Raw genomic sequence first — 21,827 nt, forward strand, 5'->3', positions numbered from 1 at the left:
TGACTTTTAGTTATGATGATGAGTTACAAACACTAATGAACTAGTTATTTATCCATCAACAAATTAACCAACTCTTTTAATTCTTCAATTTCCAGTTCTAATTTTTCTATTCTGTTTTCCAGTTCAGTGGGATCAAACTGCGATACAGCTACCGCTTCGGTATCAGGTGCTGTAGTGATTTCAGCCTGTTCGCCTAAAAGATGCACAAAACGAGCTTCCTTCTGACCAGCTTTCTTGGGCAGTTGTTTTGCAAAGACAGGTTCTTCATCTGATAATTTTTGAAGCTGTTCTAAAACTTCTTCTATACTTTCAAATTCATATAATCTTCCCGAATTGCTATTAATTTCCCCGGGTGTTAATGGACCACGTAAAAGCAACAGACAGATAATAGCCAACTCCGAAGGTAATAAGGGATAAACAATAGCCAGATTATGTTTATATTTTGTTGCGCGACTAGATCCTCCTGTAGCTGTGGAAATTAAACCTTTTATTTTAAGTTGGTTTAGCGTTAAAGTTATGGTTTCCTCATCGTAATTTACCACAGGATTCCTCGAACTTTTTTGGTTACATGCAGCCGTTAAACTATTTATAGTCATTGGGTAATAATCGGGTGTAGTGCGGCTTTTTTCTATTAAAGAGCCTAAAACACGTTGTTCTTCTGCTGATAAGTCGGGTAGTGGTTTTACATTGTCCATGTTATAAAAGTATAAATTGGCTGAGCATTTTTGAAAATTATTTTGTTAACGATTTGTTTATAAGGAGTTACACAAAATATTGTTCCAAAGAGAAATTCTAGTTTCTAAAACTTCTTATTCTTTGAAATTTTAAGCACATTTTTAATATGCTCAGCAACCGCTGCGCTTTGAATATTTTCTCCGGTTTCGATATACCGATTTACAGGCCCTCCACATTTAAGACAAAAACCTCTCAAAATAATATCATTCAATTTATTTAAATAAGATTTATAATTTGTAATGGTTGATGTCTTTTTGCAAGTTGTACAATACGAATTTTCTAGTATAATATTGAGATGCTTATATTGCTCCAACATTATAATTTCTATATCGTAATCTTCAATTTCAATCTCTTTTTCCATAAATAAAATGTACTATATTTTAGTAATCACAAACGAAGTTCTACGATTGTTTTTCCTGCCCGATTCAGTTTTATTATTAGCGATCGGTTTACTTGCTCCAAAGCCCTTAAAGGTAAGCCTTTTTGCATCAATACTCTTTTTAATCAGGTATTCGTAAACGGCGTTGGCTCGATTAAAAGATAACTTTTCGTTCAATTTATCATCACCAATATTATCGGTATGTCCCTGAATTTCAATCTGTACTTTTTCATTTTGATGCAAAAAATCAATAAGCAGATCCAATTCGTGAATAGAGGCGGGTAAAAGATTAAACTTATTGGTATCGAAGAAAATGTTTCTTAAGGTTACATTTCCGCCTTGCTTTATTTTTTCAATGTAAACTTCAATCTGGTAAGGTTTATTAATGTTCCCAGCTTTGAGCTCAAAGTTTTCAGAATAAAACATGTAGCCTTCGGCATTTACGTTAAACAAATAATTACCTCCAACAGGCATTACAGCTAAAAATTGACCAGTTTCTGGATCGGTATAATCATCGAAAACAGTTTTATTGGTTTTCAGATCTACGACCTGAACGTTGCTTTCGATCGTTTTTTTAGTATCCAGGTCTCTTACAATTCCCTTCACATAAGATACCTTTAGCGGTTTAGCTATTTCAGGGATGCCAAAACTGTAAATATCCTGCATGCCATAACCACCTTTTAAGTTTGATGAGAATAATCCAGAATTGCCATTGGCACTCACTACCAAGCCGCTCTCATCTTCGAAAGAGTTGATTGGATATCCGATATTAATTGGCTTTTGCCACTTGCCTTCATTATCCATTCTGCTATAATAAATATCTTTATTCCCGAAACCTGGCCAACCATTAGAAGAAAAATACAAAGTTTTACCGTCTACGTGCAGAAAAGGGGTATTCTCATCGAAAACCGTATTGATCTCCGGCCCGAGATTAATGGCAGGTTCCCATTTGGCATCATCAGTAATGGTACTTTTCCAAATATCGTAACCACCATATCCGCCAGGCCGGTTGCTAATAAAATATAAAGTCCGTCCATCGGGGCTAATAGCAGGCTGTGACTCCCAGAATTCAGAATTAACGGGCTGACCAACATTATAAGGCTCACCCCAATCTTTCCCCTCACGGTGAGAAACATAAATATCACACCTGCCTAAACCATCTGGTCGGTTGCATCCTGTAAAAAACAGGTATTTCCCATCAGGCGAAATGGTTTGGGCACCTTCATTGTACTTAGTCGTATTAATCTTGCTTGACAAGGGAGTAGCAATACTCCATGAATTATTTTTAAGCTGTGACGTCCAGAAATCTTCATTTCCATTAATCTGGCGGGTAAAAACCAGGGTTTCGCCATCAGCAGTTATTGCTGGGAAGTATTCCGCATCATTTGTATTTACACCTTCACCTAAATTTATCGGGCTATATTTTACCGGTTTCTTTATTGCAATGGTAGCAAAATCACAGTCTAAAAGGTATTTTTTTGCTCTTCTTACTCTATCAGATGAGGAATCTAGCATCAAAAAATCACTAAAATGCTGTTTTGCTTTTAAATAATCCTGTGTAGCAAATTCTGTTTCTGCGAGGTTATAAATAATTTCGGGAGCCACCGCTTTATTAATTAATATCGCTTTTTCGTAGGCCGTTCTGGCATCCTGATATTCCTTTTGTGCCTTGCAAACTCCAGCTAGCAGTATATAAGCATTTTGAAATAAAGGATCAGCTTCAACAACACTTTTTAATACCTGTTCTGCCGAGGTGTAATCTTGCTTTTGAATGAATAGATTTGCTTTTTCGAAAAAGTTTTGCGCTTTTTTATTACCCGAAACCTGAGCAAAAGTATTAAAACTGAATAGGCTCAAAAATAAGAATAGACAAAACCTCATACATTAACATTGGTTATTAAAGCTAATGTAAAGTAATTTAAGGAATATTTAAAAACTTGTGTGTTTGCAAGGAAATCTCCCATTTAGGATTAGCCATTACATACTCAATAATTAATGGAGTAATTTCTGTTGACTTAGACCATTCTGGCTGAAGATATAATTTGCAGGTAGGAGATACCATTGCGGCATATTCTTCTGCCCATTTAAAATCACTTTTATTAAAAACGATAACCTTTAATTCGTGTGCAAATGGTGTAATATCTGGCCTTGGTGCTTTGAATTTCTTTGGCGACAAACAAATCCAATCCCAATTTCCGGAAAGTGGGTAAGCACCAGACGTTTCGATAAAGGTAAGGATACCTCTTTCTTTTAATTTGTTGGTTAAATAATCAAGATTATAAATTAAGGGTTCACCACCGGTAATTACAACAGCTTTACCCGGAAATTTATCGGCATTCTCTACAATTACATCAGCTGGGGTAAGTGGATGCATTTCGGCGTTCCAGCTTTCCTTAACATCGCACCAGTGGCAACCCACGTCGCAGCCTCCTAAACGGATAAAATAAGCTGCTTTACCAGTATTAAATCCTTCGCCCTGTATAGTATAAAATTCTTCCATTAAAGGAAGTAATGTGCCGTCTTCTGGTATTTCTTGTTTCATTTTTGAGGATGCAAATATCCTAAAAAAATATGGTGATGCTGTTCCTCTTTTGAAATTTAATAGAAAGATGAAACAAGAGTGATATTTATTTGCAGTATTTTAGCAGAATGAAGTGGTTTAAGGCGCTAAATAAGAATCAAATTCCTCAACCTGATACAATTAAAACAATTGAGCTTGCAGGAAAACAGCTTTGTCTGATCAACAATAAAAATGAAATCATTGCTACCCAATCTCACTGTCCCCATGCTGGTGGCCATTTTAGTGGTGGCTGGTGCAAAAACGGAAACCTGGTTTGCCCAATCCATCGATATGAATATAGTTTAACTACAGGCAGGGGAGCCGAAGGACAGGGCGACTATATCAATATCTATCCAACTGAGTTACGTGAAGATGGTCTCTATATCGGTTTTGAAGAAAGCTGGTGGAGTAAACTTTGGGGATGATCTATTCCCGTCAGGCTGATTTATTTCAACAGCTCTCTAATTAAGCCCCTGAAATAAATCCTATAGCTATCAGATCAGATTGCCGAGTCTATTATAAACTCAATTTAGCAAATATCTTTTAAAAAATTCCTGACAGTTCAAAATTTCAATTTCTGAGAAATAAAAATCTTCAATATCTTCTGTGATAATACATTTACAATTAACAGATTTGGCAGCATAATATTCTAAACCATCTTCAAAATCGTGAATTGATTTGTTCGACAAGGTATCCAAAACACTTTTTGATGAATTTCCTGCAATTTTAATATGTTGGCAAAGCAAATCGATTTTCTGTTTGGCCAAATGTGATTTATGCTTTTTTTCTGCGAAATAAAATGCTATAGCTAAACAAAGTGGAGAAGTATAAATTTCAAAATTTGGATGCGATGCTAAACTTAAAATTCTCGACGAGTAGGTATAAAGAGGATATTCCTTATTCAATACAGAAACAAGAACATTCGCATCTAAAAATATCTCCATCGATTACTTTTTAGAAGAAAAGAATTCATCTTTTGAAACTTTACGTGTTGGTTTTGGTGTTTTTTTATATTCTACTTCACCCTCAGCAACCATACTCACCCAATCCGAAATTGGAAAGTCTTCTAAAGATTTGTACTCTTTAGCAGTAACCTGTGTTAATAGATGCTCTACCAGGCGAGAAAGACTGATGTTGTTTTCAGCAGCGTATTTTTTTGCCCTATCAACTACGTTTTGGTTAAAGCTTAATGTTAGTTTAGCATCCATTGTCTTGTTGTTTTATAAAACAAATATACAAAATACACGTATAATTTAAAAATAGTATACGTAAAAAAAAAGCAGCTCAAATATATGAACCGCTTTTGTTTTTTGTTTTGAGCTTTGTCTTAGACCTTCTGTCTTTAAATCCTCAACCTTAAGAGTATATTTCTTTCCTGGCTGATGCCAATGTATTTTTTAATAAGCCTACAATCGTCATTAAGCCTACACCACCCGGAACAGGCGTAATGTAAGAGGCTTTAGGTGCCACATTATCGAAATCTACATCTCCAAATAACTTAAAGCCAGATTTGGTTTCTGTAGAAGTTTCCCTGTTGATACCTACATCTATAATAATAGCGCCAGGTTTTACCATATCAGCCGTAACAAAATTCTTTTTACCAATTGCGGCAATCACAATATCTGCTTGTAAGACCTGCTCTTTTAAATCTTTAGTACGTGAATGGGTAAGTGTTACCGTACAGTTGCCTGGATTTGCGTTACGGGCCATTAAAATGCTCATTGGGCTACCCACAATGTTACTACGACCAACAACAACACAGTGCATTCCTGTAGTATCGATACCGTATTCTTGCAACATCAATAAAATACCATAAGGCGTTGCCGGAATAAAGCAAGGTAGATTACGCATCATCCTGCCCAAATTTACAGGATGAAAACCATCTACATCTTTACGATAATCGATCTTTTCAGTTACTTTTTCCGGATCAATATGTTTAGGTAAAGGCAACTGAACAATTAATCCGTCCACATCATCATCCTGATTAATTTCTTCAATTTTTGCCAATAATTCTGCTTCTGTTACCGAGTTATCATATCTATGTAGTGATGATTTAAAGCCAACTTTTTCACAGTTTTTCATCTTACTCGCTACATAGGTTTCGCTGCCGCCATCGTTACCAACCAAAATGGCAACCAGGTGTGGCTTGCGACCGTTTTTATTTAAAAATTCAGCGGCTTCTTCCGCAATTTGAACTTTAACTTTTTCTGATACGTATTTACCGTCTAATAATTTCATTTTAAAAGTATCGGGTAGTGAGTACCAAGTATCAAGACTAAATGGTCTACTTGATTGCTCTTTATAATTTTAACTATTATTTAAATTTGCGAGAATCTTGATACCTGATACTTGTATCTTGATTCTATTTTAATCCAATTTCAAAACTGCCATAAACGCTGTCTGTGGAATTTCTACGTTACCCACCTGACGCATACGTTTTTTACCTTTTTTCTGTTTTTCCAATAACTTACGTTTACGGGAAATATCACCACCATAACATTTAGCCGTTACATCTTTACGTAAAGCACTAAGCGTTTCGCGGGCAATAACTTTAGCTCCAATTGAAGCCTGTATTTTAATCTCGAATTGTTGACGAGGGATTAATTCTCTTAATTTCTCGCAAATTTTCTTTCCGAAATCGTAAGCGTTGCTGCGGTGAATTAGTGATGATAACGCATCAACAGGCTCATCGTTTAACAATAAATCTAATCGCACTAAATCAGATTTACGGTAACCGATTTGGTGATAATCAAACGAAGCGTATCCTTTAGAAAGTGTTTTTAATCTGTCATAAAAGTCGAATACGATTTCGGCCATTGGCATCTCAAAAACCAACTCAACCCTGTCAGATGTTAGATAGGATTGATTAATAATCGCTCCTCGTTTTTGGATACAAAGCGACATTATAGGGCCAACAAAATCAGACTTGGTAATAATATTTGCTTTGATGTAAGGTTCTTCAACCGAATCCAGTTTACTTGGATCTGGCAAATCAGATGGATTATTTACGATAAACTCATCACCTTTTGTAGTGTGTGCAATGTATGATACGTTGGGAACCGTTGTGATTACAGTCATATCGAACTCACGCTCTAAACGCTCCTGAATAATCTCCATGTGAAGCATTCCTAAGAAACCGCAACGGAAACCAAAACCAAGGGCCGCAGAACTTTCCGGTTCGAAAACGATAGAAGCATCGTTCAGCTGCAACTTATGCATCGCCTCACGCAGTTCTTCAAATTCATCAGTATCTACAGGGTAAATCCCTGCAAAAACCATTGGCTTAACCTCTTCGAAACCTTGAATGGCATCTAACGACGGTCTGGCCACAGTTGTAATCGTATCACCAACTTTTACCTCTCTGGCTTCTTTAATGCCAGAAATAATGTAACCCACATCGCCGGTTTTAACCACGTTACGAGGTGCCATATCCAGCTTCAAAATACCAACCTCATCAGCCAGGTATTCTTTGCCTGTATTGATAAATTTTACTTTATCACCTTTTTTAATCTCGCCATTTACCACTTTGTAATAAGCGATAATCCCTCTGAATGAGTTAAAAACAGAGTCGAAAATCAACGCTTGCAAAGGTGCTTCCGGATCTCCAACAGGAGCAGGAACGCGGTCTACGATGGCCTGAATTATATCAGGAATCCCTAAACCTGTTTTACCAGACGCAGGAATAATATCTTCACGTTTACAGCCAATTAAATCAATAATCTGGTCTTTAACTTCCTCAGGCATAGCCCCGGGCAAATCCATTTTATTTAAAATCGGGATAATTTCAAGGTCGTGCTCTAAAGCCAGGTATAAATTGGAAATGGTTTGAGCCTGAATCCCTTGCGAAGCATCTACAATTAGTAATGCACCCTCACAGGCAGCGATGGAACGAGAAACTTCGTACGAAAAATCTACGTGTCCAGGTGTGTCAATCAGGTTAAAATTGTACTCAATATCACCAACCTTATAGTTCATTTGTATGGCATGACTTTTAATCGTTATGCCTCTCTCACGCTCTAAATCCATGTTGTCGAGCAATTGCGCCTGCGCTTCACGCTGCGAAATCGTCGCTGTATATTCTAATAACCTATCAGCCAGGGTGCTCTTACCGTGGTCGATATGTGCAATAATGCAAAAATTACGTATATGCTTCATCTTTGCACAAAGATATGTTTTTTAAGGTAATTTTTAATCTAGAAAATATCCACCCCAAGCACTTTGATTTGAAAAGCAAATACAGTGGCTTTTCGGCTACAGTAGTCCTGCTTTTCACTTTACTCCATTGCATTGCGTGTTCGTTCCAATCAGGTTTATTAACCATCTGTAGTAATTCTTTTGAAAGGATTTATTATCCGGTGCTTAATTAACAACTGATAAACACAGATCATATTCAATTAGCAATTCAACTGTGCCTATCTGAGGTGAAAATCAAACCTTAATTTTCTTCCATTTACCTTTTTTAAATAAGAAGTAAGCAGCTACAGCAATTCCAGCCTCTGCCGTTGGTATAGCAATAAAAACTCCGGTTGGACCCAGTTCTAAATATTTCGCTAAGAAGTAAGCCAAAGGAATTTGGAACAGCCAAAATGCAAAAACATTAATTTTTGTAGGCGTCCAGGTATCGCCGGCACCATTGAATGCACTGCTAAAAACCATCGCAGCTCCATAAATCACAAAACCAAGGCTCATAATCTTAAGGGCCTTACTGGCAATAGTTATTACCTTTTCATCCGAGGTAAAAAATGCAGCGAACAAATGCCCACAAGTAAGAAAGAGTACACTTACTACCGCCATAAAAATCAAAATGTATTTTAAGGTCTGGAAAACGGACTTTTCAGCACGATCTATGTGGCCCGCACCCAAATTCTGTCCAACCAAAGTTGCAGCTGCATTGCTCAAGCCCCAGGCAGGTAACATAAAAAACATCATCAGCCGTAGTGCAGTTTGGTAACCTGCCGATCCCGTATCACCACCAGTAGTAGCAACCAGTTCCGCTAAGAACACCCAGCTGCAGCTTGCAATTACAAACTGAAAGATAGCTGGAGCAGCAATCTTAACAATCGCCTTAATTTGCGTAAAATCTGGAATAAAATGGCTGATACGTATCTTAAGCGCATTTTTACCGCTAAATAAATTGTATACCTGGTAGCTAACCCCCAAACCACGACCAATTGTGGTTGCAATTGCAGCGCCCGTTAAACCAAATGACGGCACTGGTCCAAAACCGTTAATAAAAATAGGGCAGAGGATGATATTGGCAATATTGGCGATCCATAAACTCCGCATTGCGATAGCTGCATTACCTGCACCTCGAAAAATTCCATTGATTAAGAATAAGAGTACAATAATTATACTTCCACCCATCATGATCCGAACAAATGGCACACCCTGTTCTGCTGTTTCAGTTGAGGCCCCCATGAGCAATAGGATATTTCTGGCGTAAATTAAACCCAGGATGCTGATGATAACATTTACGAAAACCGCTATTAGAATAGTCTGCATTCCGGCTTTTGATGCCGCCTCTGGGTTTTTCTCGCCAACTCTACGTGCAACTACTGCAGTTGCAGCCATACTCAAACCAATGGCTAATGAGTAAATAATGGTTAACACTGATTCCGTTAAACCAACGGTTTGTATGGCATGGCTACTATTTTCCAGATGGCCAACAAAATATAAATCAACCAAGGCAAAAACTGATTCCATAGCCATTTCCAGCATCATGGGAATGGCCAATAAAATAATGGCGCGTTTTATACTAATGGAAGTGAGATCAACTTCGTGACCTTTTAAGGACTGGATTAGAATATCGAAAAATGACGATAGTTTGCCCTGTGCCTTTGTAGACTGTGACATATAATAAAAATAAATTGTGATGTATAAACCAATGATACGCGGTTAAGCGCACATACCTAAAATTGAAATGGAGGGAATCCTCAGTTACTTAAAACCTCAAACGGATTGCAGATACTATCATGGCTCTGGTCTTTTTGATAAAGCAAAGATAGCTAAAATTTTGAATTGTCAAGTTTTGATGACCAATTTTCAAGGGATTGATTAAATTTTGCGATTTCTTTTTGCCACGGAAACACGGAATCCACAGAATTATAATCCTTCTAATCTATTTAATCTGTGTAATCAATATTAAATACTATAGGCCTTAATCATTTCTTCGTTAACTTTTGTTCCTCTACCGGTATTTAAATCAATTAGTACGTAATCAAAAATACCATCTGAAGCCACTTTGCCCGTTTTATGATTAATAATTTCGAACTGAACAGAGCAGCCTTTATCATTCATAGCTAAGATTCCGGTTCTGATCAGCATTAAATCGTTCAATAGCAGGGGGCGTTTGAAATTAATATCGACGTGACTTACTACCCAGCCTAAACCTTGTTTGGTAAAATGCTCCCAGGGCATGCCGTAGAACTTTTCCATTTGCTCATAACGTGCTGCCAGTACATAATCCAGGTATTTGCTGTTATGTACGTGATTAAACATATCGATATCATCCGGACGGACACGTAATTCACTTTCGAAAATGCTGTATTGATTCTTTTCCAAGGGTAAATGTTTTTGCAAAAGTATAAATAAAGCTTGATTGTAAAGTATTGCTTACTAAATGTGAAGAAAGGTAAAGTATTACTTACTTTTTTTGTATTTTTTATATGAAATGGGAAAACTCAAATTATACGATGTCAATACTCCACGCGAAATAATTGTTGAGGAACGTGATGCTGTTTATTTGAGTCGTACCTCCGAGCAACGGTTTTTTTTGGTTCTGCAGCTTAATTACATTTCAGTTACCATGAACGGGGGGCAAGCCATTAAAATCTCCGCAAGGCAAGGGGCTTGTAATTCGTAAGCCAACCATATAATTGCTTTATGTCTTTTGATAAAGAAGTAACAGTTTAATCTTTATTCTGATGATTTAATTTTTAATCTTTCCTGGTGCAATCGTCATAGAGTAAGATTAGTTTTTTAGTCAAAAGCATTAAAATATTTGCGATTATAAGTCTCGAGTCGTCATTTCGAGCGGAGTGCAACGCAGTCTAGAAATCTATGAAGATAGATCTCTCCATTTCGCTACGCTTCAGGAGATGACGAATTTCTACTGGCTTATCTGATTCAAGTTAATTAAAAACACCTCTTGTTTTTAACCAAAAACAACCTTATCTTTGCGCCACAATTAATTAATTTTTATTGCTTTAATATTATTCAAGAATGTATTTAAGTCCAGAAAAGAAAGCCGAAATCTTTAAACAACACGGCGAAGTAGAATCTAACACGGGTTCTGCAGAAGGTCAAGTAGCGTTATTTACATACCGTATTGCGCACTTAACAGAACACTTAAAGAAAAATCGTAAAGATTTCTCTACTCAGTTGTCACTTCAAAAATTGGTAGGTAAACGCCGCGGTATTTTGGCTTACCTATACAAAAAAGATATTGAGCGCTACCGTGCTATCATCAAAGCTTTATCGCTTCGTGATATCATTAAACAAAAATAAGCGAATTTTATCAGCGAAAGCCATTCTTCAGGGAATGGCTTTTTACATTTCCTGTTAAATAATTTAACGGGATTTATTATAAATAGGCTTTTTAAACCTTATCTTCGTTTGCAAAAACAAAAACATATATAAACAACGGTGTGTAGAAAGAGGAAAACACACCATAATTCTATTTAAATGAATGTAATAAAAAAATCGTTCGATTTGGGCGATGGCAGAATTGTAGAAATCGAAACTGGTAAATTGGCTAAACAAGCTGATGGTTCGGTTGTAGTGAAAATGGGCGATACGATGTTGTTAGCAACTGTTGTATCTACTGTTGGCGCTAAACCAGGTACTGATTTTTTACCTTTATCGGTTGATTATCAAGAAAAATACGCGGCTACCGGTCGTATTCCAGGTGGCTTTTTACGTCGTGAAGCAAGGTTATCTGATTACGAGGTTTTAATATCCCGTTTGGTAGATAGAGCTTTACGCCCAATGTTTCCAAGTGATTATCACTCTGATACCCAGGTGATGATCTCTTTAATCTCTGCTGATAAAGATATTATGCCGGATTGTTTGGCAGGTTTAGCGGCATCTGCTGCATTATCAGTTTCTGATATTCCTTTCAACGGTCCGATTTCTGAAGTACGTGTGGCTAAAATTGATGGTAAATTAATTATCAATCCTAAAGCCAGCGAATTAGAACGCGCAACTTTAGAATTTATGGTTGCCGGTTCAGCTAACGACATAGGCATGGTTGAAGGTGAGTGTGATGAAATTCAGGAAGACGAAATGGTTGAGGCTTTAAAATTTGCACACGATGCAATTAAAGTTCAATGTGCTATTCAGGTTGAATTAACAGAGGCGACAGGCAAAACGGTTAAACGTGAATATAACCACGAAGATCATGATGCTGATTTAAAAGCTAAAGTTTATGCTGATACTTACGATAAAGTTTATGCTGTAGCGAAAGCTGGTGGCAATAAAGATGTTCGTAAAGAAGGTTTCACTGCAATCATTAACGAATTCTTCGAAGCAATGCCAGAAGATACTGCAGATTTAACTAAAGCAATGGCTAAACATTATTACCATGATGTTCAGTACGATGCCATCAGAAATTTATTGTTAGACGAAGGTATCCGTTTAGATGGTCGTAAGACTACAGAAATCCGTCCAATCTGGAGTGAAGTTGGTTATTTACCTGCTGCTCACGGTTCGGCTGTATTTACACGTGGCGAAACTCAATCCTTAACATCAGTTACTTTAGGTAGCAAAGATGATGAGCAAATGATTGATGGTGCTTTCTTTAATGGTTACAACAAATTCTTATTGCACTATAATTTCCCTGGTTTCTCAACTGGTGAAGTTAGACCAAACAGAGGCGCTGGCCGTCGTGAAATTGGTCACGGTGCTTTAGCACAACGTTCATTAAAAAAAGTATTGCCTCAAGGTGAAGCAAATCCTTATACCATCCGTATCGTTTCCGATATTTTAGAATCTAATGGTTCTTCATCAATGGCAACTGTTTGTGCTGGTACATTAGCATTAATGGATGCTGGTATTAAAATCAAATCTCCGGTTTCTGGTATCGCAATGGGTTTAATTACCGATGAGAAAACTGGTAAATATGCAATCCTTTCTGATATTTTAGGTGATGAAGATCATTTAGGTGATATGGACTTTAAAGTAACCGGCACCGAACACGGTATCGTTGCTTGTCAAATGGATTTAAAAATCAATGGTTTATCTTACGAAGTTTTAACTAAAGCTTTGTTACAGGCTAAAGAAGGTCGTTTACACATCTTAAACGAGATGAAGAAAACCATTAGCAGCCCTAACGAAGATTACAAACCACACGCTCCACGTATTGTTTCTTTAACTATTGATAAAGAATTTATTGGTGCAATTATCGGCCCTGGAGGTAAAATTATCCAGGAAATGCAACGCGAAACCGGTGCTTCAATCTCTATAGAAGAAGTTGATGGTAAAGGTATTGTAGAAGTTTTTGCTGATAACAAATCAGCTATTGATGCAGCGGTTACACGTATCCGTAACATTGTTGCCAAACCAGAAATTGGTGAAGTTTACCAGGGTAAAGTAAAATCAATTATGCCGTTTGGTGCATTTGTTGAGGTTATGCCAGGTAAAGATGGTTTATTACACATCTCTGAAATTTCATGGGAGCGTTTAGAAACTATGGACGGTGTATTAAAAGAAGGTGATAAAATCGAAGTTAAATTGTTAGACATTGATAAACAAGGTAAAATGAAACTTTCCCGCAAAGTTTTATTGCCAAGACCAGAAAAACCAGCAGCGCCACAAGCGTAACCCCTAAATCCCCTAAAGGGACTTTAAATATTCGAGGCCCTTCCAGTTTTACACTGAAAGGGTCTTTTATTATGTAATGTATTTTTTAACAAGGAGTCGCTGCCCCCATAATAATCCCATTGATGACAAAATAAGAATTGCCTGTTGTAATATTTGTTATTATTCCATTAGGCCATGGAGTTGTTAAATGCGAATTCGTGTATATAGGTGTACCCGTTTTAATTTTGTGTTCTGCACTAGCTACAAAAACAGATACAACCTCTGCACAATGGTAATCACCATAATTACTCCCAGCCATTGCAGTAATGAGAATGCCTGGTCCGGGCGGACGTACTGCTTTTTTAATTGTGCCAACTTTGAGAAGTGTTTTAGGTTTATTCATTGTAAAACCAAAAGTTACGCTCACGATAAGAATCGCGAGACCCGCAAAAATTAATTGTTTTGTTTTCATAAGAATATTGTTTTTATTTATCACTAAAATAACCATTTTTTTTCAACAAAATTATTCCTGGAAAGCAGATCTAATCGTATTATTCAGTCTGATTGAAATGGTTTTTGTTGCAACCTAATTTGTTTAAAATGATTTTGTAACTTGCATACTTAGTAAAAACCAAAATACAAATCCTCATTGCAAGGCACAAAGCAATCTCTTTTGGCATCACAGTCGCATAGATTACTTCGTGCCTCGTAATGACGAAACATAATAAATATGAAACATATTATTGCCCCATCCATACTTTCTGCCGATTTTGGCAACTTACAGCGCGATATTGAAATGATTAACCAAAGTGAGGCCGATTGGTTCCACGTTGATGTAATGGATGGTGTTTTCGTGCCAAATATTTCTTTTGGTTTCCCGATAATGGCTGCTGTAAAAAAACATGCTATCAAACCTTTGGATGTACATTTAATGATTGTTGAGCCGGATAAATTTATCGGTGAATTTGCGAAAGCAGGTGCTGACCGTATCACCGTACATTACGAAGCCTGCACGCATTTGCATAGAACGATTCAATTAATAAAAGCTTCTGGTTGCAGGGCAGGTGTAGCGTTGAACCCGCATACTCCCGTAACCTTATTACAGGATGTGATTGAAGATCTGGACCTGGTATTGATTATGTCGGTTAATCCAGGTTTTGGAGGACAAGCGTTCATTCACAATACCTATAAGAAAATTAAAGATTTAAAAGCCTTGATTCAAGGTGTAAACGAAAACTTGATTATAGAGGTTGATGGTGGTGTTGGCTTACAAAATATTGCTACATTAGTATCAGCAGGTGCCAATGCTTTTGTAGCCGGAAATGCAATTTTCGCGACGGATGACCCAACGGAAATGATTGCTAAGATGAAACAGTTAACCAGTAGTATAAGCATTTAATTGTTTTTATTGCTAAATTGTTCTAATGATAAGGAGTATAGCGTTATAATTGTCTTGATAATTAATGCCTTATCTCGATACTTTTATCTTGATACTTAATACTTTTATCTCGATACTAAAAATGCTCAAATTTCGGCTAATCCTTCTCCTTTTAATTGTCGGTTGTAGTTTTGCTGTAGCGCAGCCTTTAGTTAGGGTTTCCGGGATAGTTTATAGCGATGAAAAGTTACCGCTATCCCAAGTTACGGTTATCGTTCTCGGACAGGCGCAATCAACAGTTACTGATGAATTTGGTGTATATACCATTTATTCAAAATCGAAAACATTTAGCATTAAATATTCTCTTTTAGGTTACCAGCCCCAAACCATCAAATTTAATGAACGTTCAGGTGCGCGGATTGTTAAACAAGTGAACTTAATCGCTAATATTAATGAGTTAGAGCAGGTTAACATCACCAATAAACAGAATCAGCTAAGTAACACCACTACCATAAATATTGCAGATGTATCCTCCATGCCATTGGTTTCTGGTAATTTTGAAAGCATGCTCAAAACGCTGCCTGGTGTATCTACAAATAACGAACTAAGTGCCCAATATAGCGTTCGGGGAGGCAATTTTGATGAAAACCTTATTTATATTAACGATGTAGAAATTAATCGGCCAGTATTGATCCGCAACGGACAGCAAGAGGGGCTGAGTTTTATCAATTCAGACCTAGTCAGTAAAGCAAAGTTCTCTGCCGGTGGTTTTGAAGCGAAATATGGCGATAAACTTTCTTCTATTTTAGATATCAGATACGATAAACCAGATAGCAATCAAACTACTTTTAGCACCAGTCTTTTAAATACCTCGTTAATTACAAAAAGGATATTTAAAAACAGTTTTTTATTGGCTGGCTTACGCTATAAAAATAATTCGAGCGTGCTGATTAAACAAGATGAGCAAGGTAGTTATAGTCCTAATTTTGCCGATGCACAGCTGCTTTATCAGTACGATTTTTCGCCGAAATTCAATATCAGTTATTTGGGAAGTTTTAATCTTGGGCAGTTTAAACTGGTGCCCACAAACAGAGAAACTCAGTTTGGTACTTTAAGCACTACATTAAGGTTAAACGTTGATTACACTGGACAGGAGATTGACGATTACCAAACCTCAGGTAGCGCTGTTACCGCAACATACTCGCCAGAACCAAATTTGGTCATCAAGTTTATCAATAGCTATTTTAACACTATTGAAAGGGAACGTTTTGATATTAACGGCAGCTATATTTTTGACGAAGTGGATAATAGCTTTCCTAGGGAGAATTTTGGACCGGTAAGTAAAAACAAGGGGATTGGTAGCTATTATAATTATGGAAGAAATAGTTTAAATACCCAAATTTTTGCTTCTGAAATTAAGGTCGACCAGAATTTTGATAACCATGTTTTTTCCTGGGGCTTAAAATTCGATAAATCTTTATATAAGGATCAGTTAAACGAATACAATTATACCGATTCTGCTGGGTTTATCTTACCCAATAACTCCAAAAACATTGTTTTGCAAAACGTAATCAATGTTAAAAACAATCTTGATATCAGCAATTATAGCGCTTATATCCAGGATAGTTATTCGCTTTCCGGTTCTGCAGAATTACAGCTGGGAGCAAGGTCGACTTATAGCTCTTTAAGTAAACAATTACTGATCAGCCCGAGGATATTGATCGCCTATAGGCCAAATTCGAACAATAAGATTCTGAGGTTTTCTGCAGGTGTATACAAACAACCACCATCATACCGTACTATACGCGATTTTTCAGGACAATTAAATATCAATCAAAAAGCGCAAAGTTCTTATAATACTTCGCTGGGTTACGAATATGCCTTTGATGCTTTAGGCACAAGGTTAAAGTTTACTTCAGAAGCTTACTTTAAATATTCAGACAGATTGATTCCATATAAAATAGATAACCTGAGAATTAAATACCTGGCGAACGAAGTGTCGCGTGGCTACGCTTACGGTGCTGATTTCAGTATTGGTGGCGAGTTTGTTAAAGATTTGGTTTCTTATTTCAGAATGTCGGTAATGCATGCCAATGAAGATATTATTGATGATAGTTATGTTCAAAATGGAACCACAATTTATCCGGGCTACTTAAAACGGCCAACAGATCAACGCCTGAATTTTTCCATATTTTTTCAGGACAGGCTTTTGAATAGCCCGACATATAAGGTTCACCTTAATGCACTTTATGGTTCGCGTTTGCCAATTGGACCATCGCAAACACCCAGGTATTTAGACAAGTTTTACATTCCATCTTACAAGCGGGTTGATATCGGATTTTCAAAGGATTTTTTAGATGATGCAGCTATACATAAACCAAAATTTCTGGATAGAAATTTTAATGCTGTAATTTTGTTTTTTGAGGTTTTTAATATGCTGAATCTCAATAATACCGTTTCTTATCTCTGGCTAAAAGATGTAGATAATGTACAATATGCCATACCAAATTATTTAACCGGCCGGCAATTTAATTTAAAGTTAATTGTGAAGTTGAAAAACTAAGTTTAGTCCTAAAAGGCTTTTTAATTCTTCCTATGAACTTAATTGTAAATCGTTAATTGAGAATCGCGAACCGATAAATGCAAACTGCAGATTGAGAATTGCTAACTGATCCGGGAGAATCTTCAAATTTTGGAAACCCCGCGGAATGATTAGTGTAATTTTCAGATCGTATTATCTTACAGAGCTTGTATTAGGAGTTGATTTGCTCCATTTAAACCTAACAGGTTTACGAAATATGACAGGTTTGTTCCGGCTCATTTCAGTTAAACGATTTAATTGCAAAAACAGCAATAAATCAATCAATTTATAGCTTTTTTTTAACAAAATTTAATTTTTTAGGTGACGATTTTATGGGCATAACTGCTATAAAAATTTTACATTTACGCCCATAAAACATTATATAATAAGATGAAGCATAATTTTGGCGCAGGCCCTTGTATTTTACCTCAAGAAGTGTTTAAACAAGCAGCTCAGGCTGTTTTAGATTTTAACGATGGATTATCAATTTTAGAGATTTCGCACAGAACAACTGAATTTGAGGCAGTTGTTGCTGAAGCTGATAAGTTGGTAAAAGAATTATTAAATGTGCCGTCGGGTTATTCCGTTTTATTTTTACAAGGTGGTGCAAGTTTACAGTTTGCGATGGTTCCGATGAACTTATTGGGCGATGGGCAAACAGCAAGTTATTTAGACACTGGTGTTTGGGCAACCAAAGCATTAAAAGAGGCTAAATTTATCGGCAATGTGAATGTAGTTGCATCTTCTAAGGATGCGAATTATACGTTCATCCCGAAAGATTTTGAAATCCCTGCTGATAGTGCGTATTTCCATTATACTTCAAACAATACTATTTATGGAACAGAGCTTTTCGAAGTACCTAAAACCGATGTTCCTGTAGTTTGCGATATGTCATCAGATATCATGAGCCGTGTAATCGATGTTTCTCAGTTCGATTTAATTTATGCCGGTGCGCAAAAAAATGTTGGTCCAGCAGGTTTAACCATTGCTATTGTTAAAGATGAAATTTTAGGTAAAATTGACCGTAAAATTCCATCTATGTTGAACTATCAATCGCATATCGATAACGGTTCAATGTATAACACACCTCCGGTTTTCTCTATTTATGTTGCATTATTAAACCTTCGTTGGTTAAAATCTAAAGGTGGGGTAGCAGAAATTGAAAAAGAGAACAAACAAAAAGCTGAGGCACTTTACAGGGAGATCGATCGTAATCCATTGTTTAAAGGAACTTGCGCAGTTGAAGACCGTTCCAGAATGAACATTTGTTTCGTAATGGAAAATTCAGAATTGGAAAAACCATTTTTGAAATATGCAGAAGAACAAGGTATTGTGGGGATTAAAGGCCACAGAAGTGTAGGTGGTTTCCGCGCTTCGATGTACAATGCCTTGCCAATTACAAGTGTTCATGCTTTGGTCGAGGCCATGCAGATATTTGAGGAACAACAAGCAAAAGCAAATTAATTTAAATTTTAACCACAGATGATTAATGCGATTATTTAATCGGTGTAATCAATCAAATCTGTGCAATCATATATAAAATGATTAAAATATTAGCAAACGATGGGATTGATCCGATCGGAAAAGAATTATTAGAAAAAGCAGGTTTCCAGGTTGATACAGAAACCATTCCTCAGGATAAATTAGCCGAAGCTTTAAAAAACTACGATGCCATTACTGTCCGTAGCGCAACAAAAGTTAGAAAAGAATTAATTGATGCTGTACCAAATATCAAATTAATTGGTAGAGGTGGCGTTGGCATGGACAATATCGATGTAGAATATGCACGCAGTCAAGGTGTTGCAGTGGTAAATACGCCTGCTGCATCTTCATTATCAGTTGCCGAATTGGTTTTTTCACATTTATTTACCGGTATCAGGTTTTTACAGGATGCAAACCGTAAAATGCCTGTTGAAGGCGCTACACAATTCAATAACCTTAAAAAAGCTTATGCTAAAGGAACTGAATTAAGCGGAAAAACCATCGGTATTATTGGTTTTGGTCGTATTGGCCGTGCAACTGCAAAAGTGGCTTTAGGCTTAGGCATGAATGTATTAGCCTACGATTTATATCCATCTGAATCTGAAATTACTTTGGAATTCCAGGGTGGCAAATCGGTAAGTATTCCAATTAAAACAGTTTCATTAGATGAGGTAATTACAGGAAGTGATTTCTTCAGCTTACATACTCCATTTGCTGAAAAACCGATTTTAGGTGCAGCAGAATTCGCTAAAATGAAAAATGGGGTAGGCATTGTAAACTGTTCACGCGGTGGAACAATTGATGAGCAAGCTTTAATTGAAGCTTTAAACTCTGGTAAGGTTTCTTTTGCAGGTTTAGATGTTTTCGATAACGAACCTACACCATTGGCAGAGATTTTAACACACCCTAAAATATCTTTAACGCCGCATATTGGTGCGTCAACCAACGAAGCACAGGAACGTATTGGTACGGAATTGGCTACATTGATTATTGAGCATTTTAAGAAATAATAATATTTTAAGAGGCTGTTCATAAATATAGATTTGTCATCCTGAGCTTGTCGAAGGACCTGTTTTAAATGTCTTACAAGGCGTTTAAACAGGCTCAACGTGACAAATTCAATTGAATTACAATTTATGATACAGCCTCTTTTCTAAACTAGTCCAACGCATTTGTTGTAACCCAATACCGATAGCCTAAAATCGCTTTCTGAAAAGTAGTCAGCCTATTGGGATCCTTTTTATAAAGACTTGGCAAAACTACTTTGTTTATCTTCGCCAAGATTTTAAACAGTCCTTTTTTCATACCTCTGTAGTTTTCTATTGAAGAAATAAAATCCGCCAGCCATTATTAAAATCAAAAAGACAATAATATAGGTTGATAAACCTCCTTTATTTTTTTTCTCTAAATCTTCTTTAAGCTGTGCGTTCTGATCCTGTAATTTTTTAATGGTTTGCATATAACGTTCTATGCGTTCCTGTGAATTATCTGCCACAGCTACTTTCTGCTGGTTCTGCAAATCTTTATAATCCATTAAGACTTTCAGTTCCTTAAAAATATTGTTGTCGGTTAAAACCACCTGACGGAGAATTTCATTAGAATTTTTGATGTCTTTCTTCGTTTGCCACCCAAAAATGCCTGAACGCTGCGCTAAACTTTCATCATACTGGCCAAATTTTGCACTTCGTTCTTGAAGCAGTGAATTTACTTTAATGCGTTGTGCTGCATAAGCGGCAGTATCCTGTTGTGCAAAAGCCTGGACACTAAATAAGATAAGCGAGAGCAGATAAAAATATTTCTTCATGTAGATATAAACGCGAAAAGAGTAGAAGTTGTTTTATTGGTTCGGTCGTCATTAGTTCATTTGTAATGCAAAGTTCCCAAAATATTCGTCATCTCGACTGAAGTACAAGGGAACGGATAGATCTATCTGGAAATAAGTTTGGCAATAGATTTCTCCATTTCAGTCGAAAGGACGATAATTTCTATATGGATTTTTTCGATTTAGTCTTTTATCTTTGGTCTTTTCGCTTTTAAGAATGAAATTCAACCCTTACAATATCACCAAGATGTAACCCTAACAATCCACTTGCCTTTCCTTTATTAATGGCAATTTCCAGATGGTTACTAATGCCGAACAGACAAAGTTTTTCGCCTTCCGGCACTTCATTATAGTGCCAGCTTAGCTGTGTAATGGTTTCACTTTTTCTAAAATAAAGCGTAAAATCTCTATTCTTCTGTATTTTGGTAAAAAGATCTTTGGTGATATTGGTAATCACATTGCAAAAAGTATCAATGTACACTACACTTCCGCGGATCACATCCCGCTCAATTACAGGGTGTAAAAGCATCTTCTGTTCAATCTCTGCTACAGGTAAACCGATGTCTTTCAGTTTGCCACCTTTGGCCAGATGTGTTGCTGCCTTAACAAAAATATCAACCAAGGGGAAGTGCAGGTACTTAAGATCCTGCATAATGTTCAGCTCTACCACATCTTCAGGAACATCATCAAAAAGAAGAGAGAAAATGCCATTGTCAGCCCCTACGAAAAAGTGATCACGGTGCTTTACAGCAATATATTTGGTGTTTTCGCTGTATACAGAATCGATGCCGATTAGGTGCACCGTATTCTTCGGAAAGTAAGGATAAGCATTTTTTAAAACGAAGGCAGCGTACGAAATATTGAATGATGGAACCTCGTGGGTAATATCAACTAAATTAACATTAGGCATAAGACTCAACAGACTACCTTTAAGGGCACTCTGGTAAAAATCTTTTGAACCTAAATCTGTTGTTAAAGTAATAATCCCCATTAAAAATTCATTATTATTGCTTATTCTTGTGTACAGGCCTAAGCGTCTGCAAATATTCAAATTTTAATTAATAATACCCCGATAACTTTTTAAAATACTAC

General features: G+C 36.6%; 21 protein-coding genes. 8 read left to right on the plus strand and 13 right to left on the minus strand.

Annotated features, from left to right (window positions below):
- Positions 1 to 44 precede the first annotated feature (44 nt).
- From BCL90_RS14690 to BCL90_RS14705, 4 genes are all read right to left on the minus strand, one after another.
- The gene (locus BCL90_RS14690) at positions 45 to 695 is read right to left on the minus strand and encodes a YceH family protein (protein WP_121284758.1); all 651 of its coding nucleotides are present in this window, start codon (positions 693 to 695) and stop codon (positions 45 to 47) included.
- A 104-nt stretch (positions 696 to 799) separates the two neighbouring features.
- Positions 800 to 1,096 (minus strand): hypothetical protein, encoded by a 297-nt coding sequence (locus BCL90_RS14695; protein ID WP_121284759.1) that lies wholly within the window; start codon positions 1,094 to 1,096, stop codon positions 800 to 802.
- A 12-nt stretch (positions 1,097 to 1,108) separates the two neighbouring features.
- On the minus strand, positions 1,109 to 2,995 hold the full coding sequence (locus tag BCL90_RS14700) for an OmpA family protein (protein ID WP_121284760.1): 1,887 nt from the start codon (positions 2,993 to 2,995) through the stop codon (positions 1,109 to 1,111).
- Positions 2,996 to 3,032: 37 nt separating this feature from the next.
- Entirely contained in the window at positions 3,033 to 3,656 is a 624-nt protein-coding gene (locus tag BCL90_RS14705) for a 7-carboxy-7-deazaguanine synthase QueE (protein WP_121284761.1), read from the minus strand.
- Between the two features lie 107 nt (positions 3,657 to 3,763).
- Here BCL90_RS14705 and BCL90_RS14710 point away from each other — a divergent pair, with 107 nt between their 5' ends.
- On the plus strand, positions 3,764 to 4,099 hold the full coding sequence (locus tag BCL90_RS14710; protein WP_121284762.1) for a Rieske (2Fe-2S) protein: 336 nt from the start codon (positions 3,764 to 3,766) through the stop codon (positions 4,097 to 4,099).
- Positions 4,100 to 4,198: 99 nt separating this feature from the next.
- Here BCL90_RS14710 and BCL90_RS14715 read toward each other — a convergent pair whose 3' ends face one another.
- The 6 genes from BCL90_RS14715 to BCL90_RS14740 all read right to left on the minus strand — a co-directional run bounded on the left by BCL90_RS14715 (position 4,199) and on the right by BCL90_RS14740 (position 10,235).
- The gene (locus BCL90_RS14715) at positions 4,199 to 4,618 is read right to left on the minus strand and encodes a PIN domain-containing protein (RefSeq protein WP_121284763.1); all 420 of its coding nucleotides are present in this window, start codon (positions 4,616 to 4,618) and stop codon (positions 4,199 to 4,201) included.
- Between the two features lie 3 nt (positions 4,619 to 4,621).
- Positions 4,622 to 4,882 carry a DUF6364 family protein gene (locus BCL90_RS14720; protein ID WP_121284764.1) on the minus strand — a complete coding sequence of 87 codons (261 nt, stop codon included), beginning with the start codon at positions 4,880 to 4,882 and terminating at the stop codon, positions 4,622 to 4,624.
- Positions 4,883 to 5,030: 148 nt separating this feature from the next.
- Positions 5,031 to 5,912 carry a bifunctional 5,10-methylenetetrahydrofolate dehydrogenase/5,10-methenyltetrahydrofolate cyclohydrolase gene (locus BCL90_RS14725; protein WP_121284765.1) on the minus strand — a complete coding sequence of 294 codons (882 nt, stop codon included), beginning with the start codon at positions 5,910 to 5,912 and terminating at the stop codon, positions 5,031 to 5,033.
- A 129-nt stretch (positions 5,913 to 6,041) separates the two neighbouring features.
- A complete protein-coding gene (lepA, locus tag BCL90_RS14730) occupies positions 6,042 to 7,829 on the minus strand; it encodes a translation elongation factor 4 (RefSeq protein ID WP_121284766.1) in 1,788 nt (595 codons plus the stop codon).
- A 273-nt stretch (positions 7,830 to 8,102) separates the two neighbouring features.
- Positions 8,103 to 9,527, minus strand: coding sequence for an MATE family efflux transporter (locus BCL90_RS14735; protein ID WP_121284767.1), 1,425 nt, complete (start codon positions 9,525 to 9,527; stop codon positions 8,103 to 8,105).
- Positions 9,528 to 9,815: 288 nt separating this feature from the next.
- A complete protein-coding gene (locus BCL90_RS14740; protein ID WP_121284768.1) occupies positions 9,816 to 10,235 on the minus strand; it encodes an acyl-CoA thioesterase in 420 nt (139 codons plus the stop codon).
- Positions 10,236 to 10,344: 109 nt separating this feature from the next.
- Between BCL90_RS14740 and BCL90_RS14745 the strand changes: the two genes are divergently transcribed.
- From BCL90_RS14745 to pnp, 3 genes are all read left to right on the plus strand, one after another.
- Positions 10,345 to 10,536: a hypothetical protein gene (locus BCL90_RS14745; protein ID WP_121284769.1), complete on the plus strand. Its 192-nt coding sequence runs from the start codon at positions 10,345 to 10,347 to the stop codon at positions 10,534 to 10,536.
- Between the two features lie 359 nt (positions 10,537 to 10,895).
- Positions 10,896 to 11,180 carry a 30S ribosomal protein S15 gene (gene rpsO, locus BCL90_RS14750; RefSeq protein WP_121284770.1) on the plus strand — a complete coding sequence of 95 codons (285 nt, stop codon included), beginning with the start codon at positions 10,896 to 10,898 and terminating at the stop codon, positions 11,178 to 11,180.
- A gap of 177 nt (positions 11,181 to 11,357) precedes the next feature.
- Complete coding sequence (gene pnp / locus BCL90_RS14755) at positions 11,358 to 13,493, plus strand: polyribonucleotide nucleotidyltransferase (RefSeq protein ID WP_121284771.1); 2,136 nt, start codon at positions 11,358 to 11,360, stop codon at positions 13,491 to 13,493.
- Between the two features lie 85 nt (positions 13,494 to 13,578).
- On the opposite strand, the gene BCL90_RS14760 is transcribed toward pnp, so the two are convergent.
- Positions 13,579 to 13,944 (minus strand): hypothetical protein, encoded by a 366-nt coding sequence (locus BCL90_RS14760; RefSeq protein ID WP_134380656.1) that lies wholly within the window; start codon positions 13,942 to 13,944, stop codon positions 13,579 to 13,581.
- A 258-nt stretch (positions 13,945 to 14,202) separates the two neighbouring features.
- Here BCL90_RS14760 and rpe point away from each other — a divergent pair, with 258 nt between their 5' ends.
- The 4 genes from rpe to BCL90_RS14780 all read left to right on the plus strand — a co-directional run bounded on the left by rpe (position 14,203) and on the right by BCL90_RS14780 (position 19,923).
- On the plus strand, positions 14,203 to 14,871 hold the full coding sequence (gene rpe / locus BCL90_RS14765; RefSeq protein WP_121284773.1) for a ribulose-phosphate 3-epimerase: 669 nt from the start codon (positions 14,203 to 14,205) through the stop codon (positions 14,869 to 14,871).
- A gap of 121 nt (positions 14,872 to 14,992) precedes the next feature.
- Entirely contained in the window at positions 14,993 to 17,413 is a 2,421-nt protein-coding gene (locus tag BCL90_RS14770; protein ID WP_121284774.1) for a TonB-dependent receptor, read from the plus strand.
- Positions 17,414 to 17,821: 408 nt separating this feature from the next.
- The gene (gene serC / locus BCL90_RS14775; RefSeq protein ID WP_121284775.1) at positions 17,822 to 18,895 is read left to right on the plus strand and encodes a 3-phosphoserine/phosphohydroxythreonine transaminase; all 1,074 of its coding nucleotides are present in this window, start codon (positions 17,822 to 17,824) and stop codon (positions 18,893 to 18,895) included.
- A gap of 77 nt (positions 18,896 to 18,972) precedes the next feature.
- Positions 18,973 to 19,923 (plus strand): D-2-hydroxyacid dehydrogenase, encoded by a 951-nt coding sequence (locus BCL90_RS14780; protein ID WP_208529882.1) that lies wholly within the window; start codon positions 18,973 to 18,975, stop codon positions 19,921 to 19,923.
- Positions 19,924 to 20,198: 275 nt separating this feature from the next.
- On the opposite strand, the gene BCL90_RS14785 is transcribed toward BCL90_RS14780, so the two are convergent.
- Entirely contained in the window at positions 20,199 to 20,717 is a 519-nt protein-coding gene (locus BCL90_RS14785) for a hypothetical protein (protein ID WP_121284776.1), read from the minus strand.
- Between the two features lie 229 nt (positions 20,718 to 20,946).
- Complete coding sequence (locus BCL90_RS14790) at positions 20,947 to 21,726, minus strand: SAM hydrolase/SAM-dependent halogenase family protein (protein ID WP_121284777.1); 780 nt, start codon at positions 21,724 to 21,726, stop codon at positions 20,947 to 20,949.
- Positions 21,727 to 21,827 lie beyond the last annotated feature (101 nt).

This window comes from Pedobacter alluvionis, from assembly GCF_003664035.1.
GTDB lineage: Bacteria > Bacteroidota > Bacteroidia > Sphingobacteriales > Sphingobacteriaceae > Pedobacter > Pedobacter alluvionis.

Excerpts from the sequence above, each read along its gene's own strand:
- BCL90_RS14780 (WP_208529882.1), top strand. The coding sequence starts at position 18,973 with ATGATTAAAATATTAGCAAACGATGGGATTGATCCGATCGGAAAAGAA.
- BCL90_RS14760 (WP_134380656.1), bottom strand. The coding sequence starts at position 13,944 with ATGAAAACAAAACAATTAATTTTTGCGGGTCTCGCGATTCTTATCGTG.
- BCL90_RS14770 (WP_121284774.1), top strand. The coding sequence starts at position 14,993 with ATGCTCAAATTTCGGCTAATCCTTCTCCTTTTAATTGTCGGTTGTAGT.
- BCL90_RS14720 (WP_121284764.1), bottom strand. The coding sequence starts at position 4,882 with ATGGATGCTAAACTAACATTAAGCTTTAACCAAAACGTAGTTGATAGG.
- rpe (WP_121284773.1), top strand. The coding sequence starts at position 14,203 with ATGAAACATATTATTGCCCCATCCATACTTTCTGCCGATTTTGGCAAC.
- serC (WP_121284775.1), top strand. The coding sequence starts at position 17,822 with ATGAAGCATAATTTTGGCGCAGGCCCTTGTATTTTACCTCAAGAAGTG.
- BCL90_RS14705 (WP_121284761.1), bottom strand. The coding sequence starts at position 3,656 with ATGAAACAAGAAATACCAGAAGACGGCACATTACTTCCTTTAATGGAA.
- rpsO (WP_121284770.1), top strand. The coding sequence starts at position 10,896 with ATGTATTTAAGTCCAGAAAAGAAAGCCGAAATCTTTAAACAACACGGC.
- BCL90_RS14690 (WP_121284758.1), bottom strand. The coding sequence starts at position 695 with ATGGACAATGTAAAACCACTACCCGACTTATCAGCAGAAGAACAACGT.
- BCL90_RS14790 (WP_121284777.1), bottom strand. The coding sequence starts at position 21,726 with ATGGGGATTATTACTTTAACAACAGATTTAGGTTCAAAAGATTTTTAC.
- BCL90_RS14715 (WP_121284763.1), bottom strand. The coding sequence starts at position 4,618 with ATGGAGATATTTTTAGATGCGAATGTTCTTGTTTCTGTATTGAATAAG.
- BCL90_RS14700 (WP_121284760.1), bottom strand. The coding sequence starts at position 2,995 with ATGAGGTTTTGTCTATTCTTATTTTTGAGCCTATTCAGTTTTAATACT.
- BCL90_RS14735 (WP_121284767.1), bottom strand. The coding sequence starts at position 9,527 with ATGTCACAGTCTACAAAGGCACAGGGCAAACTATCGTCATTTTTCGAT.
- BCL90_RS14725 (WP_121284765.1), bottom strand. The coding sequence starts at position 5,912 with ATGAAATTATTAGACGGTAAATACGTATCAGAAAAAGTTAAAGTTCAA.
- BCL90_RS14695 (WP_121284759.1), bottom strand. The coding sequence starts at position 1,096 with ATGGAAAAAGAGATTGAAATTGAAGATTACGATATAGAAATTATAATG.
- BCL90_RS14745 (WP_121284769.1), top strand. The coding sequence starts at position 10,345 with ATGGGAAAACTCAAATTATACGATGTCAATACTCCACGCGAAATAATT.
- pnp (WP_121284771.1), top strand. The coding sequence starts at position 11,358 with ATGAATGTAATAAAAAAATCGTTCGATTTGGGCGATGGCAGAATTGTA.
- BCL90_RS14785 (WP_121284776.1), bottom strand. The coding sequence starts at position 20,717 with ATGAAGAAATATTTTTATCTGCTCTCGCTTATCTTATTTAGTGTCCAG.
- BCL90_RS14710 (WP_121284762.1), top strand. The coding sequence starts at position 3,764 with ATGAAGTGGTTTAAGGCGCTAAATAAGAATCAAATTCCTCAACCTGAT.
- lepA (WP_121284766.1), bottom strand. The coding sequence starts at position 7,829 with ATGAAGCATATACGTAATTTTTGCATTATTGCACATATCGACCACGGT.